Here is a 15,331-nt window from a genome sequence, read left to right as displayed (position 1 = left end):
AACCTCGTCTGTACCTCGATTAGATAATAGCTAGCCTCACATTTCAACATCTTATTTGTGAAATACAGATAATTCGCCACTCCAAGCCTCTTTGTTAAAATACACCGAATTTAATCAACCTTGATGATAAGTGATCGATCTTATTGTCATACTAATAGGATTACATTACGCTATCGCCATGGTAGACGTGATATCGCGACATCTTCCAACACTTTATGACCTTTTATCTGAACAATAGGCACTTTTAATGAGCACAGCCCTTCCCCAGCCGAGCAAACAACGAATGATTGTTGGCTGGTTAATATTAACAAGCGCCATCTTATTTCTCGTCAGTCAATGGCTTCCAGTTTCACCCGTGATTCCCGCTCTATTTTCGTGGCTCAGTGTTGGTCTATTTTGGACTGCGCTCGGACGTTCGGCTCAGCGCCAAGCTGCAATATTGTTGATCATCGGCATTTTGCTCATCGTCTGGTCGCTTGGTTTAGGTGCGAGCCCAGATTGGGTCAAGCTTGCCTCTAGAAATATGCCTCTACTTACCATGTTTGTGGCGGTTTCATTGCTTTCATTAGCAAACCCTACCGAGGAAGCCAAACAACTGCCTAGGGGGAAGTCTGGGTTCTGGTCAACACTATTAAGCAGCCACATACTCGGCGCAGTCATCAACCTCTCGATCGTTTTCGTTGTCGGCGACAGATTGTTGCGAAATGGACGCCTTAGCGATAGCCAAATTCAAGTGTTGATGCGCAGTTTTTGTGCCGCGGCTTTCTGGTCTCCCTTTTTTGTCGCCACCGGTGTTGCGTTAACCTACGCTCCAGGTGCCGAGTGGAAGCAAGCGTTCATTCCGGGACTGTTAATGGTTATCCCGATGATGTTGATAAACTATCGTGATACTCGGTTAGCAAAGTTTAGCGAGTTTGAAGGCTACCCACTGAAAAAAGACAGTTTGATCATGCCCCTAGTCTTAGCCGTTGGCGTACTTGTCACCCATGAAATTTATCCTGACATCAGTATTCTGACGATTATTACTGTGCTCGCGCCAATGGGAGCCTTGATATTTATGAAAGGGCGGCCACGTAAAGAGATATTGCTTAACTACTTCAATGAGAAGCAAGCCAATGTAAGCAGTCAATTTGCCCTATTTCTCGCAGCAGGCGTCTTTTCGACCGGTATTAGTACTGTGATTAGCTGTTACCCAGAGTTAATGCAGCTTGAGATCGCGTCGTTCTCACCATTAATGTTTATCATCTGCAGTGCCATTATGATTGGCTTTGCACTAGTCGGCGTACACCCGGTCGTCACCGTTGCGATTGCAAGTCCGTTCTTGATTCCACTCGGCGCAAATCCAAATCAACTCGCGTTTCTATTCTTAACCGTTTGGGGAATCGCCACCGCTTCAAGTCCACTTTCGGGTGTTGGCCTTGCGATGATTAGCCGCTATCAAGCAACGCCGAAGCAAATTTTAAAACTGCAATGGCATTACATGGTACTGATGTGGCTGAGTTCTGGATTGATCAATTGGTTGTGGTTCGCTTAGATCGAGTCGTTATTAACTCAGTGATAGCGACCCTCTGATAACAAAAAACGCCCTGCTTTCCACGATGCTATTTATACATCTAGGGAAACAGGGCGTTTCTGTATGATTGAGGTTACTCAGGACGTAACTTCAAAACCTCATCAATATCCGCGGCTGAATGGCGTTCGAGCAGTTTTTCCCACTCTTCACCAAACGGTTTATTCACAATTCGTCCACGCTGTACCGCTTCACGAGCTTCGATCTGTTTCGCCCAGCGAACGACATTGGTGTACGTATCGACTTGCAAAAACTCTCCTGCATCATACGCTCTACCCAGTACTAAATTTCCGTACCATGGCCACATCGCGATATCGGCGATCGTATACTCTTCACCGGCAATATAAGTATTGTCGGCAAGTTGTTTGTCGAGTACATCGAGCTGACGTTTTACTTCCATCGCAAAACGGTTGATTGGGTATTCATACTTGGTATCAGCATAAGCATAAAAGTGACCAAATCCACCGCCTAAGAATGGTGCTGAGCCTTGAACCCAAAACAGCCAGTTAAAGGTTTGGATGCGAGCATTTCCTTCTTTTGGCATGAAATGACCGAACTTCTCTGCCAAATGAAGCAAAATCGAAGCAGATTCGAACACGTTCACATCTTCATCACCGGATTTATCGACCAATGCTGGAATCTTAGAGTTAGGGTTCACGCCAACAAACCCCGAAGAGAACTGATCGGATTCGCCAATCTTAATAATAAACGCATCGTATTCGGCTTCTTTAATGCCTAACGCTAACAGTTCTTCCAAAAGGATTGTCACTTTTTGACCATTTGGCGTGCCAAGTGAATAAAGCTGTAATGGATGCTCACCGACTGGCAGATCTCGCTCAAATCGAGCGCCCGCTTCTGGACTATTGATATTTGCCCACTGATTGCCGCCCGCGGTATCGTTGACCCAAACTTTTGGTGGTACATATTCTTTGCTCATCGTCTTTCCTCGGATTTAGTCACTGACTGAAATAAACGTTGATAATGATAGTGATACTATTTTGAATGGATTACAACGAATCTTGGAGAGAATCATTGATACGTATTGTTATAAGAAAGAATTAGAAATGATTAATAAAGCTAGGAAAGTGAGTAAAACAGGCTACTTGATCTGAACCGCAGTCACCAGATCAAGTAACGAAATAGCAAACCATTAGAAATGTAGCTGGATAACCGATTCCACTACGCATCCAGCACGGCGCACACCTTCAATTTCGACGCGAATTTCACGAACCACTTCGAGACCTTTTCTAATCGGCGTGACGCTGACTAAACGACTTCGAGCACGAACGTTATCACCTGCTTTAATTGGATAAGGGAAACGCACTTGATTCAAACCAATGTTGACCACGAGCTTTGCGGTTGGAAACAATGGATTCTCTGGGTTAACCGACTCCGTCAATCTCGGCAATAGCGCAAGCGTTAAGAAACCGTGAGCGATGGTCGATTTATAAGGCGATTCAACTTTGGCTCTTTCTGGATCAGTGTGAATCCATTGTGTGTCTTCTGTAACCGAGCCAAATTGATTGATTCTGCCCTGCTCTACTTCTAACCAATCACCGATATGAATTTCTTCACCAATTTGACTTTGTAGTTGGTCGAACAACGCCTGAGCTGCTGGTTTAAGCTCGATAGCCGGTTTAACTTTAATAGTGGTTTCGTGAATCACTGGGCTATGAGTATCTTTCAACCATGTAAAGAGGTGGAAGTTGTTGGTCTTCGTTAAAAGCTCTTCCCAATATTCCTTTACTGCAGGCGGCATCCGTTGCATCAACACATCATGCTGCTTGCTAAGAACTTCACTACGCTGTTTTAAAAGATCCACGACACTCATAATTAACTCCAGTCTCATGATTAAGAATTATCTATTCATAATTTTGAAGCAGTTCACACCAAGACGCAAACACTTTATGGCTTACAAGCGTTAACTGAAACCTTTCTTATCCTTTAAAATCATACAATTAGAAATAAAACACTATTTTATTAAAAATCTATCAATTAGAGTTTTTAATCTAATTTATTTGCCTGTTATGTGAATATCTATCTGCCCAATTAAAACTCTATAGCCCTGAATACAAAGTTGGCGATAAAATGTGCAAACAATTCAAAACAATGAAAAAATGACTTTACAACGAATCCCGAACTAAAATATTATACCGCTCACGGAGAGATGGCTGAGTGGCCGAAAGCACCTGACTTGAAATCAGGCGAGGGGCGACCCTCCTAGGGTTCAAATCCCTATCTCTCCGCCACATTCTAAAAAAACCGCTGATTATTCAGCGGTTTTTTTGTTTCTGAACATTGCAAATCCCTATCTAGTCCGATAAGGAGATACAATGCACCTATTAAAATCTACAAACGGCCTATATTGTTCCCGTGTATGCACTCCTAAAACACTTATAAAACAAAGTATGAGTAGCAAGGGAAATTGCGGGAATAACGCCTTTGTTGGAAGCTTGCTCCACTAATTAAAAGTAGGCGCTGTCTAATTCGAGCTAAAATGACGAGAGAAGAAATGCACTAAGCATTTTTTAAATACACCAAAGTAATAAACATAACTTAAGAGTGTGTCGTCAATAGAAAACTTAATATTATCATCTTTCTAATGCATATTTTCCGAGCTAAACTCTATCTAAAGCACTAAGGGTAAGCACGTATGAAACAAATATTAAAACTCAGTACGTATCACTGGACAGTCGTATTCTTTCTTTGTGGTCTCTTTTTTATTGGCTTTGTATTACTGTCTGTTAATCTTTTCCAGATGTCGATGGCAAATATCGAATTCATACAAGAACATGGCTTCACGGCGATCATGGCTGGCGCTCTGATTCAAACTATTGAGCTTGCTGCTGTCGGCATCATGTCACTTTTCCTATACCTTGGTTTTAAATGCTGCGAGGGTGATTTGATTTCACGCTACAATACATGGAACAACAAGGCTTGACCGTTACAATTAACTCAACCTGATTGCTAAACTCAACAAGCTAAAGCGGTATTACGCCATCTAGTCCTCCCCCGCTTTAGTGGACACCTCTTCATCACAATGAGGAGGTTAAAATGCTCAAATATACCCAACCAAAAAAACAGGGTTCTATCCTGTTAAGTTCAAGATTAAAGCCGAATGCTTGAAGGTGTGCTAGTTAGAAAAGAAGTCAGAGGTTGATTTCTTTTCTACTTGAGCTTATTCATCATGCTTAAGTCCTTAGCTCATTTAAGTCCCATTTCTGTTTAGAGTTGTTACTCATAACATTTCCGAGTCCCTCCATTTGAACAAATATTACTAATTCCTATATAGTGCAACTAACTACATAAATAATGGTCATGCACGGATTATGGGCAATAGAAAAATCGCTGTATTAATTGATTCAGAAAACACTCCACACTCAAAGCTAAACCTGATTATTGAAGAATTATCTAGTTTTGGGCAGATCATCGTTAAACGCGCATATGGCGATTTTTCTGCTGAACAACTAAAAAACTGGAAGAAACCTCTAAATGAGCTAGCAATTCAAGCTAAGCAGCAATTCGCCTATACATCTGGAAAAAACTCGACAGACTCTTTAATGATTATTGACGCAATGGATCTCTTGTACAGTCAAAGGTTTGATGCTTTTGCTTTGATATCCAGTGATAGTGACTTTACAAGTCTTGCCACGAGATTAAGAGAGTCGGAGATACACGTTATCGGTGTCGGAAAAGCGATGACTCCGACTTCATTTAAAAACGCTTGTGACGACTTTGTAGCTATAGAAAACTTAAACGCTGATGTTGATCTTGGGGAGGCACAATCGAGCTCTAGTCAAGACACTGAACGCGAATTATGGCGTTTAATGCATCAAGCTTGGCAGAACTATAGAGATGAATCAGGTTGGGCAAAATTAGGTGAAATTGGCAAATATTTGAAGAGATTGAAGCCAGATTTTGACCCTCGAAACTACGGACTGAAGAAGTTATCTGACTTTTTTGATAAGTATCCAACACGCTATAAAACTCGCAACACTAAGCGTTCTGGTATGGAGTTTCAGTTGATAACAAAGGCTAGTAAGCAAAAATGATGTGCTGTTTACTCTGATGGTTTAAACGAATTTGATGACTAACAATTACCCACAAGTTACTTAGGAACGAAATCGATTTAAACCGAGCAATAACAGTTGGCTTTGCTTCGTGCTTCGATAATTATAGCCAACTATTTTTCCCCGTTTAAATTGAGAGTTAGAGAGCAACAACATACCTATGCAAGAATTTAAATTCGATAAGCAATATATTCCGTTAATGAAAGGCGGTCTAGCAGTTGTAATAGGATTATTAGCTTTAAGTTTTACTCTGCCATTCTTTCTCGATCAAGACCCACGTACTCCGTATCGCACGATCATGGTTACCGTAATATGTATAATCGTTTTTGGGGGCATGTCTATCATTACATGGTTAACTTTAAAAAAGTTGCCATTCGTAGACGTTGCGGCTGATGACGATGGGATTTGGTATATCCATATTGGTAAAGAAAAAGGGCTAATCTCATGGAGGTTAATACATAGGCTAAAAGAGCGGCCGTATATGCAGTGTTTAGATTTACTAGACCGTAATAACAAAGAATTACTACGAGTCGAATATCAATTACTTGGATTTGAGCAGCTTCGAAACGTATTAAACGAAAAAGCATGCACACTAAATCTAGAGCCTCATCAGTCCATGTTTTCTAAAGGGCCGCTACATCATTTATTATATGTGATGTGTATTGTCGGTTTGTCCGCTATGGGTATCTAGTTAGGGGGAAATGGTAATATTCTTTTGGGTTATGGAGGGATGAGCCTTTCAGTGATAGTCATCCTATACGAATACTTACTAACGGTTACAGGTATTCAAATTACCAACGATAGTTTGTTGATTTCTTACCCACTGACTAAAAGCAACATTCTGTTCGCCGATATTAAAGACGTCACCATTTACGATGAGTTCAACAGAGGACACCTAATACCACAAGTATGGGTTGTAACTAATCATACTAAGAAGCCATTTAAGTTAAAGAAACTTGGGGCAGATCCAAATGTAATTTATAAGGCACTTAAGGAAGTTGTGAATTTATGAACCAAGGCGCGCCTGCGAGATCGTTGCTAACACGTTTATGCCCCGAAATGAGTTGCAAGCGGCATCAGAACGAATAATAGAATTCTGATTTTGAAATACGCAAGCTAATGGTGGGCAAAAGGCAAGACCTGATCTTTGTCACTTTGCTGATACTTCCCATACATAATGCTGACTGGTGAAATTCGGGAAAAAAGCTCGGTTTTCGGCAAACTTATAGTGCATATGTGTGCATTGCATCATTGTTGTCTAATGTATGTAGCTATAAAATGACTATATAACTATCAAATAATTACGGACAAATGTTGAATGGGCGGCGAAACTAAGAATATAGATGAAATGGCTCAGCTCATTTCAGATAAGATTTTTACTGAATTGAAGTGGAAATGGAATACAGACTATACAGATATCAATTGGGATTGTTGCGATAAAGCACATGCTAAAAAGACACATCCCACTGATCTTGTATTCTCGTATATTGACCCCTACACAGAACTAACCCAATACATTCAAACAGACCTTAAGTCTTATAAGAAAGAATCTATTAGCACGCAGAAGATTGGCACTGCGATTAAAAGTCTTGCTATGCAAGTTAAGTGCGCTCGTGATAGTACCGAATGGGCAGAATTTTATCGTGAAGGTGAAACCAAATACGGGCTTCATGGAATGCTGTTTATCTACAATAATGATGATAGATATGATGACGATCTTTTGGAGAAGATCGACTCTAATGCTATGCGTGACTTCGCCCTACCAAAAGACTCAACGCTAAACATCTATTCACCTCGATTGATTCGCTTCCTAATGACTGTTGTTGAAAATATAAAAGAACGTCGAAACATAGAAGAAGATGAATCAGAAGCAAATGTTTGGAAGATGATGCCGAAGCGTAGCAAATGCGGATTCTACTATCCTGATAAGCATAACAAATGCTCTTCTGACTCGGTAAAGCATCCAGCAACAAATGAAATGGTCACTTCTGGTATGTTGTTGTATTCGTATGAACATCCAATTCATAAAAAGAAAGTCCTGAACATCTACTGGGATGAAGATATTCTTTCAGACAATTACTTTATCTACTTGTTTGAATACATTTTCAATTATCAGATGCTTAACATGTTCGAAAAGGTCTACATCATCACCCCTTTTTCAGGGAAAGCCCCTGTGTATTTCAAGACTGCTCAGCGTTTGTATCGTGCACAGTATGCGGTTACAGAAACACAACGTGATAAGTTGGAACGAATTGAACTGATCGGAATGGATACGATTAAGACATCACTTTTCCCACTTCCTATTATTCTTGAAGGTGCTTGGCGTAACTTAGTTAAGGGGACTGCAAATGCTTAAGTTTAAATCTACGATTTTCTCTGATGAAAATGATATCTATATCGCGTTGCAATCCAATAAAGCGAAACTTTCAGCAAACGCTTTACGTAAGTTAGCCTTTAAACGTGGAACAATTTATCCAGCATCGTTGGATCGTGATGAATTGATCGGACACATATCAGACTTGCCGTTTTCATATTCACATTTAACAGAATTGATCAATCGCCTGACCCCTAAGATTAACCGTGATCAGTACTCAGTCAAGCGTATTGCAGGTAAGTTCGACCTTTCAGCTCTGAATGACGTTGTAGAAAAGGTAAAAGAAAGTCGCCCACGCTTTGTCGGTGCTGAACACATCACACCTTCACGTTCTATCCAATCATTTTATGTTGAAATTGACTACACGGAATTTGATTTTGGTCGCGGTAAGTACCAACAGAAGAAGCGACATGGTGGATATATTCAATTCTTAGAAAAGAAAAACTACATCTCAATTCAGTACACATACACAAAACGTATTCAAGAAATACTGAACGATATTATTAAGATGTATCGTGATACTGTCAATAAAGACTTCATTGTTCAAAATGTTGATTTATCAGCAGTATTAGATGCTGATCTAAGAAATCAATTTATGCTTGGGTTGTATGATACGGTTAAGCCCCTTAAGTTCTTAGAACTGGAAAAGGTTCGCGTCAGTAAAGTGCATTCAATTCTTGATGCTTCATTGGAAGGTGTAAGTGAAGCCGATGCAAGTTTAGATGAAGATCTACTGGAAGATGATTTAGACAGTGATCTACTTGATGGCGATAGTGATGACGCATCTGAAACGTTAATTGACCCCAAAGATGAACGCGAATGCAGTATCGATAATGCTCAGTTTGATGGTCAATTATTGAATGACGCAGATGAAGTCACAGAATTCTGTAATAATAATTTCTATCGAAGTCGTATCAAATGGTCATCTAAAGCATTGTCATTAAAAGACAAACCGATAGTGACATTTGAACTTACTTTTGATGATAAGCATCAGGCAAAAGATTTAAAATTCAGAATTATTGGTAAAGAAGCAGTTGATGGGAAAGGTGGCAAAGAACCAGTGGATGGTGCTGACTTTGACATCATTATTCGTGAACTTGAAGATGCAATATTCGAGTCATTGGATGATGTTCTTGCACTGCATGGAAGTAGTACAACTGACCAAAAGGAAGTAAGTAATGCTTAAAGTTAAACTGTATCAATCAGGAATACATGCAAACAAAGGTGACTTCTATGACCGCTTAAGTCAGAACTTATATTCTGATCAAGAAGATTTTGGATTTGAACTGCTTGATGACAGTGATGACAACTTTATTATGCAGTTCATTGAACGGGTAATAAGTAAGCAAGAATTTGAATTACCAGATGGTGAAGTTTCTGAAATAGAAACTGTTTCTTACATCAAGGTGAAGTTCGGTGTTCGGTTCGGAACTAAGCATGCTTTGTATGTGATAAACCCACCACGTAGCATGAAGTACCCATTTGAAATGATACGAACGTTGTTTGGAACAAGTAGCGGGTTAAAACCCGTAGATCTTGATTTGAAGAAATTATTGAATGTGTTTGACGCTAAGTATGACAATGTAATCAAATCTATGTCATTGTCTAACATTCAGTGCGATCCTAATACTGTTGCTAAGACAAAGATCGCCAGTTCTAAAGACTTGAAGCCGTTCTATCTGGAAAATTACAGTGAAACACCCGCTGTGATTGATACCGTTCACATGGTCGTGAACGGCATAGACACAGAATTATCTCGAACAGGACGTTTCCGTGTCCATGAAGCAAATCTACAGACTTTCATGCTAATGCTTGATCATTCGTTCCAATAAAACCTGAAAGCCGTTAGAAATCAATCTGACGGTTTTTCATTCTAGTTTTTTATGCTGTATTTTTTGTATTAGCGCTAGTAGCAGGGTCAGGTCTTGCCTTTTGCCTGTCGGAGTTTTCCATATCTGAAGTAATTCATGAAGTACTAATCTACGATTCCATGTCTACGATTCCATGAAACACGAAAATTCCCCGAGATGAGTTAATGCGACCTAAAAAAACTAGTTCTTGAATATCAATATTTGCGATACTTAAACTAATCGAGGCAAAAAGAAAGACCTGACTCTCCAGATTTATTTTATTCCTCGAGTGCGAACTCAGTCAAAAAGGTCTATTTGCGTTTTGTCTTGGTTATATGTTTGAGATGAGTATACAAAGTCAATTGGGGTGCCATACAAAAGGAAATCATTGATTTTCAAAGGCGCTACAGATAGAAACGTTTCTTCACCGTAAGTAAATAGTTGCTGTCTTAGCTCCATTAATAGACGTCCCAAAGCATTGACTCCAACATAAACTTCATCACCAATCGGTTTAGCTCCCCAAAAGTCATCTTTGTTAGATAGCTCAACAATTGGATTGTCTTGAGTTTCTTTCAAAACGTTAGAAAAACGCTCCATGTTTTGAGCTAGCTTGACTCTGAGCACCCACTTCATAACTAGAATCCTAACTTCGTCCCAGTCTCTCCTAGTTTTGTCTAGGTGAGGTTTACTTACCATTTTTGCTGTCATAGGACTACTTTGTACTAAGATTTTTTCTTGTATATCAGGATGATAGGGGAACCTACATGCTTGATATAACGCTTCAACACTTTTAATAGGAACGTTATTGACAACAACAGGGAAGCCAGCGCACATATTTGATAGCTCTCCCCACTGTTCTGTTGTCTTTTTAAAAGCAGCTGCATTTTTGATGTCATACTGCTTTAGCTCTTTTGCCATTACTACTCTCTATACGTGGTTCTTTGCAATAAAGGATACCATTGGCTGAATGGATGATGTGCGGGGGCTTCAGGATCACCCCACCAGAACGCTAATGGATTGTTATTTGGACAGTTTCTGAATGTAAATACAGCTGAGCCAAAACCAAAAGTCCGATAAGTATCATACCCTAGAGGCTTAACTACAGCGCTATTAGTTCTTGGTAGGCCTACAATCCTAATGCCATATTTTAACATGATTTTTTCGTATTGCTCGCGTCTATCAGAAGAGAACACTTTGTTTTTATGGGGGACAACTTCTCTATAAGTAAAGTTTGGGTCTTTTTGTGCCACATAAGCTTGAACAGTAGCGTCATCTAGTACGTTTGCTGTTGGCCAGAACCTTTCGGAAGAGTTTCTGTATCTAAGGCGATTTTCAAGGATACATTCGTCGTAACGATAGAATTTCAGCTTAATATTCCTCTCTCCAAATAGTTCATTTAATTTGCATTGCGTTGAGTATTGCCCTGCAGAATAGTAACCGATAGTCATGATGTTCAGTTTGCAGTTCTCAGGGTTCTCTTGTTGAACCCATTGACTTATATCATTGTAAAGTCGGTTTCCAGAGAAGATAAAGTCATCAATATAAAAATAATTTAATGACCGATTGTTGATAATATCGCCTACTTGATACTTAGTTTGTAGGGCGTTAGAAAAGATTTCGTTGAGCTCATTTTGGCTACTTCCATGGAGTTGGATTTGTAAAAGTGACGCATTTCCCCAGAATTGACGAGGGTTTCCGCCATGGATCTTATCAAAGTCAATTACAGTGGATACAAGCTCAGTAAATCTCTCTCTTGTGATGTAATGGTTTTGCAGTATGTGAAGCGTCTCTTCTAGAACTAATTGGCGCTCATTCTCGTCAAACTGTACAATCCAACGATTAACGTGTGCTGTATCATAAATTCCATATCGATTACCAGCATAACCCAGAATTATTTTAGAAATAGCCTCACAAAGCTGAGTTTGGTCCATTTTATTACCTCATACTGTACTAAGTGCGTAATGAATAAGTAACACCTAACATAATACAGCGCATAGATATAAGTCACACATCGATGAAATAGTCTGTCCAAAAGGGAAAACTTTAATTTGATGAGCCGTATCAGCAATTATAGAAACAGAGTTTCGTGAATTTTTATACTTGAAGTTACCCGTACTTTACTAAATTAGTAAAGTAACTGACTCACTTTTGTCCAAATATGTGTTAGATCTCAAGTTGTCACAAGCTTAAACTACCGTTAACTGAGCGATTAAGAATAAAAACCCAACCTCTATCCCTCCAATAATTAAATTGATAAAACTATTAATTATCAGTTAATTAGACAGATTTTTTGCGAATAAAACAGACATTATAAATGTGGAAAGCCACTGCAACTGGGTTTTGTGTGAGATGAGTAGTGGTCTTCAAATTCATATGCTTTTGTTTTTATATGGCTGTGTTAGTTTGTTAACCATTAAGCGAATACAAAATCAAATGAACAAACCTTTTTATATGGACTAAATTCTTAACCAAAATTCCAGATGACCGAAAAATAGCTCATCAATTTAGTTACCTTGATTTTGGCGTAAGACTTTAAGATCAATTTTTATACAACTTAAGGTTGGGTAAATAATGGAAAAAATTGAAGCTACATGGGGTAACTCCCTAACAATATGATGGAGCTTTTATTGGAGAGCGACTCTATATGGAATTTTAGCTGGGGTGATTTTTGGCTTTATCAGTGGGGCAGTAGTTGGGGTTATGGGGATGCCTGAACTTGGGGCTACAGTGGGATCAATCGCCGGTTATGCTGCAGGTGTGCCTATTTCTATATGGTGCATTAAATTAATCCTCAATAAGAAATTTAAAGGTTACTCTATTTGTCTTATCAAAGATGAGGAACCAACATACGAAAAGTAACGTAGCCAGAGTATTACTGATTGCTACTCACAACACTGATGAACGCAACGAATCGATGTGAAAGTAGATACTTAATCAACTTAACTTGCCAAATTTAATACTAAAAGCACAAACAAAGGTGAAGAGAAAACGGCGGTTACTTGTAATAGCCACTTTTCACCTTCTCTACCACCTGCTCAACACTGTTGGTCACTTGGGAGATAGAAAATCCGATCAAAAATGGAGAGGTGACGTATCTCGGTACCACTTTACAGACGATACCCCCATTCCACTGATAAAAGAACAAGTTATAACTGTTGCAATAGCTGGTGACATAGCGAACCAGTTTTTGGATATGAGTCGCAAGAAAACGATCATTGCGTTGATCGGTAATAACATTGAATTCTGCCGCGCTCGCGTTGGGCTTGGTCGACATATTCACAACGCAGTTACCCTCTCTGTATATCTCAACGCCATCAAAACTCTCTTCACAGATTAACTGTTGGTAATCCACATCTTGTAACCCCACAATTTGCATATGAGCGTGATCGACACTGCCGCCAGAGAGTGGCCCATGATTCTTGTAAAATAAGACGGAAGCAAATCGGTCGTTCTCTAACATGCTAAACCAATGATTAATGCCAAAGGTGATCAGCTTATGCATATGGCTCGCACTGTAGCTTGAGATATCTTCCCCACATTGATCGGTCTCAATCAATACCGTTTGATAGGTGTGCTCGATAGTCGGAAACTTGTTCTCAACCAATAGGATCGAGCCAGCGGTATCAATAATCGTCGCGAGCTGATCTCGGCTGCAAAATGGGCAGTTAACCTCGCCTTTTTGATGTTCAAACTTCTTTCTACCGATGTCGCTACGAAAATGAAGGTGCTTGTTGATCATAACTATTCCTATCTATCAATTATAATTATTCTAAGTTTTTCATATGGATATTAATAGCGATTTGTTCAATAGTGCGTTCAGCGACCTAACCCACTGCTCATATCACATATGACTTCAGGCCATTAACGCCATCCCGGCGCACACCTAATCTTTACAATAGTCTCTATAGGGAATATTATTAACAAATACTCCTCATGAGGATTTATTATGAAATTAGCGAACGACAGCCAAATTGACCATAAAACCATGTCTATTGCTGGCTTCAAAGCCGCCGATAATATCCTTTCTAAATGGGGCTGCTCCGCTCAGCAAGCACAAACAATTCTAAAGGTATCAAAGTCTTCGTATCATAAATTTAAATCATCGCCTGACACCGCTAATCTAACCGACGATCAGTTGGAACGCATCAGCTATATTCTCAACATACATCAAGGGCTTCGGATTGTATTTAGCAACCCAGCGAACGTCAGTGGCTTTATGAGTATGGAAAATCACAACGATTACTTTGCCGGTAAAACACCCCTAGAGATTATTTGCTCTGGCAAGTTTGGGGATTTGTATGAGGTGGCGAAAAGAGTCGATGCTCTAAGAGGCGGATTGTGGGGATAACGAAAGTGATAAAGGGATTCCGGCTGATCAATACGCAATACCCTGCCATCGCCATTTTCGACGATGTTGCCGACAAAGAAGAGTTTGACGCGCTTTATGCCATCCAAGCAATCACAAATCCGCGTCTCAAAGACCAAGTTGGAGATATTTCTCTCATCGATAAACAAGAGATTCCGTTTCACTGTAAACGCAATCGAAGCTATGCCGTTGCACCATTTACGCACATTAATCCCGTCGGTGGTCGCTTTAATGATGGTCTGTTTGGCGCGCTCTATTTTGCTTCCAATGACGAAACCGCCGTTGTAGAAGTAAGGCACCACCAACAGCAATATTGGTCTGGTGTGGTAGGGCTAAAATATGACCGATTTTTGTTTCGTGGCTTGCGAATTGAGTCTGAGCCAGAATCAGTGCATATTGTTCAGGACTCCGATACCTCTATCTTAGACCCCGACTTTTACGCTGCGTCGCAACAACTGGCTCGTGAACTAAAGACCAGCAAAGTACAATGCATCCAATACCCATCAGTTAGGTCAAACCATGGTATTTGCTGGGCATTATTAACGCCTAAGCCCGTTACTGATATTGTGCAAAGTTACTTACTGGAAATGATTTGGGACGGGGAAAAAATCTCCGAGGTCAATAAAGTGAGTAAGATTAACTAACCTTACCCGTGTAAAAGACTTGGAGAAAGTATGAGTTTCGAACAGATGTCAGATGAGAAGATTTTATCAATTGCAAATCCAATCATGGATAACCTAATGCAAGCATCGACCGAGATTGATCATCAAAAGCACGTCGTCGACTTTACAGATCGTTTGAAAGCCATTGTCACAGCGGAACATCTCCAAATGGTGTGTGAGCATTACCAGTCGGAGAAAGGTTACTTTTCCCAGCGAGAGGTAGTCGCAGTATTTAAACGACCAGACTCAGCAGCCATTATTTGGAAGCAGTATTTCACTAAAGCCAAAGGTGAGTTTGTCGCCGAAATGGTATTAGTGAACATCGATGGTCAGTATAAATGTGACCACGTAATGGTGTTTTAATCGGGCACGATGTTCATTTATTCTTGTCTATTAAAAGCGTGAAGTGATGGGGTTAAGAGCTCAATTTATCGACCTG

Annotated in this window: 16 protein-coding genes and 1 tRNA gene; 12 read left to right on the top strand and 5 right to left on the bottom strand. The window is 39.9% G+C overall.

What is annotated here, in order from left to right:
* Positions 1–247 precede the first annotated feature (247 nt).
* Positions 248–1,534: a hypothetical protein gene (locus ACWU4D_RS04875; RefSeq protein WP_456050271.1), complete on the top strand. Its 1,287-nt coding sequence runs from the start codon at positions 248–250 to the stop codon at positions 1,532–1,534.
* A 112-nt stretch (positions 1,535–1,646) separates the two neighbouring features.
* Here ACWU4D_RS04875 and yghU read toward each other — a convergent pair whose 3' ends face one another.
* Both yghU and ACWU4D_RS04865 read right to left on the bottom strand, forming a co-directional pair.
* Positions 1,647–2,507, bottom strand: a complete 861-nt coding sequence (gene yghU / locus ACWU4D_RS04870; protein WP_456050270.1) for a glutathione-dependent disulfide-bond oxidoreductase — start codon at positions 2,505–2,507, stop codon at positions 1,647–1,649.
* Positions 2,508–2,720: 213 nt separating this feature from the next.
* Positions 2,721–3,401, bottom strand: coding sequence for a MaoC family dehydratase (locus ACWU4D_RS04865; RefSeq protein WP_456050269.1), 681 nt, complete (start codon positions 3,399–3,401; stop codon positions 2,721–2,723).
* Between the two features lie 330 nt (positions 3,402–3,731).
* On the opposite strand from ACWU4D_RS04865, the gene ACWU4D_RS04860 reads away from it, so the two are divergent.
* The 8 genes from ACWU4D_RS04860 to ACWU4D_RS04825 all read left to right on the top strand — a co-directional run bounded on the left by ACWU4D_RS04860 (position 3,732) and on the right by ACWU4D_RS04825 (position 9,846).
* A tRNA-Ser gene (locus ACWU4D_RS04860) sits at positions 3,732–3,819 on the top strand.
* 404 nt (positions 3,820–4,223) lie between these two features.
* Positions 4,224–4,511 carry a hypothetical protein gene (locus ACWU4D_RS04855; protein ID WP_456050268.1) on the top strand — a complete coding sequence of 96 codons (288 nt, stop codon included), beginning with the start codon at positions 4,224–4,226 and terminating at the stop codon, positions 4,509–4,511.
* A gap of 388 nt (positions 4,512–4,899) precedes the next feature.
* Complete coding sequence (locus ACWU4D_RS04850) at positions 4,900–5,622, top strand: NYN domain-containing protein (RefSeq protein ID WP_456050267.1); 723 nt, start codon at positions 4,900–4,902, stop codon at positions 5,620–5,622.
* Between the two features lie 178 nt (positions 5,623–5,800).
* Positions 5,801–6,331, top strand: a complete 531-nt coding sequence (locus ACWU4D_RS04845) for a hypothetical protein (RefSeq protein WP_456050266.1) — start codon at positions 5,801–5,803, stop codon at positions 6,329–6,331.
* 39 nt (positions 6,332–6,370) lie between these two features.
* Positions 6,371–6,652, top strand: coding sequence for a hypothetical protein (locus tag ACWU4D_RS04840; protein WP_456050265.1), 282 nt, complete (start codon positions 6,371–6,373; stop codon positions 6,650–6,652).
* A gap of 306 nt (positions 6,653–6,958) precedes the next feature.
* Positions 6,959–7,996, top strand: coding sequence for a hypothetical protein (locus tag ACWU4D_RS04835; protein ID WP_456050264.1), 1,038 nt, complete (start codon positions 6,959–6,961; stop codon positions 7,994–7,996).
* Positions 7,989–9,200, top strand: coding sequence for a hypothetical protein (locus ACWU4D_RS04830; protein WP_456050263.1), 1,212 nt, complete (start codon positions 7,989–7,991; stop codon positions 9,198–9,200). Before ACWU4D_RS04835 ends, ACWU4D_RS04830 begins: the two co-directional genes overlap by 8 nt.
* On the top strand, positions 9,193–9,846 hold the full coding sequence (locus ACWU4D_RS04825) for a hypothetical protein (protein WP_456050262.1): 654 nt from the start codon (positions 9,193–9,195) through the stop codon (positions 9,844–9,846). Before ACWU4D_RS04830 ends, ACWU4D_RS04825 begins: the two co-directional genes overlap by 8 nt.
* A gap of 315 nt (positions 9,847–10,161) precedes the next feature.
* On the opposite strand, the gene ACWU4D_RS04820 is transcribed toward ACWU4D_RS04825, so the two are convergent.
* The 3 genes from ACWU4D_RS04820 to ACWU4D_RS04810 all read right to left on the bottom strand — a co-directional run bounded on the left by ACWU4D_RS04820 (position 10,162) and on the right by ACWU4D_RS04810 (position 13,603).
* On the bottom strand, positions 10,162–10,782 hold the full coding sequence (locus tag ACWU4D_RS04820; protein WP_456050261.1) for an NADAR family protein: 621 nt from the start codon (positions 10,780–10,782) through the stop codon (positions 10,162–10,164).
* Between the two features lie 2 nt (positions 10,783–10,784).
* Positions 10,785–11,795, bottom strand: a complete 1,011-nt coding sequence (locus tag ACWU4D_RS04815; protein WP_456050260.1) for a phosphoribosyltransferase-like protein — start codon at positions 11,793–11,795, stop codon at positions 10,785–10,787.
* Between the two features lie 1,064 nt (positions 11,796–12,859).
* Complete coding sequence (locus ACWU4D_RS04810) at positions 12,860–13,603, bottom strand: DUF4931 domain-containing protein (protein ID WP_456050259.1); 744 nt, start codon at positions 13,601–13,603, stop codon at positions 12,860–12,862.
* A gap of 207 nt (positions 13,604–13,810) precedes the next feature.
* On the opposite strand from ACWU4D_RS04810, the gene ACWU4D_RS04805 reads away from it, so the two are divergent.
* Genes ACWU4D_RS04805 through ACWU4D_RS04795 form a run of 3 tightly spaced genes read left to right on the top strand, consistent with a single transcriptional unit; the run spans position 13,811 to position 15,255 of the window.
* Positions 13,811–14,212, top strand: coding sequence for an MbcA/ParS/Xre antitoxin family protein (locus tag ACWU4D_RS04805; RefSeq protein ID WP_456050258.1), 402 nt, complete (start codon positions 13,811–13,813; stop codon positions 14,210–14,212).
* A gap of 5 nt (positions 14,213–14,217) precedes the next feature.
* Positions 14,218–14,874 (top strand): RES family NAD+ phosphorylase, encoded by a 657-nt coding sequence (locus tag ACWU4D_RS04800; RefSeq protein ID WP_456050257.1) that lies wholly within the window; start codon positions 14,218–14,220, stop codon positions 14,872–14,874.
* 30 nt (positions 14,875–14,904) lie between these two features.
* Positions 14,905–15,255, top strand: a complete 351-nt coding sequence (locus tag ACWU4D_RS04795) for a hypothetical protein (protein ID WP_456050256.1) — start codon at positions 14,905–14,907, stop codon at positions 15,253–15,255.
* The last annotated feature ends 76 nt before the right edge of the window (positions 15,256–15,331 follow it).

Source organism: Vibrio phycocola, assembly GCF_053850235.1.
Note: the sequence above shows the minus strand (reverse complement) of the source record. Positions and strands in the feature narration are given on the sequence as shown.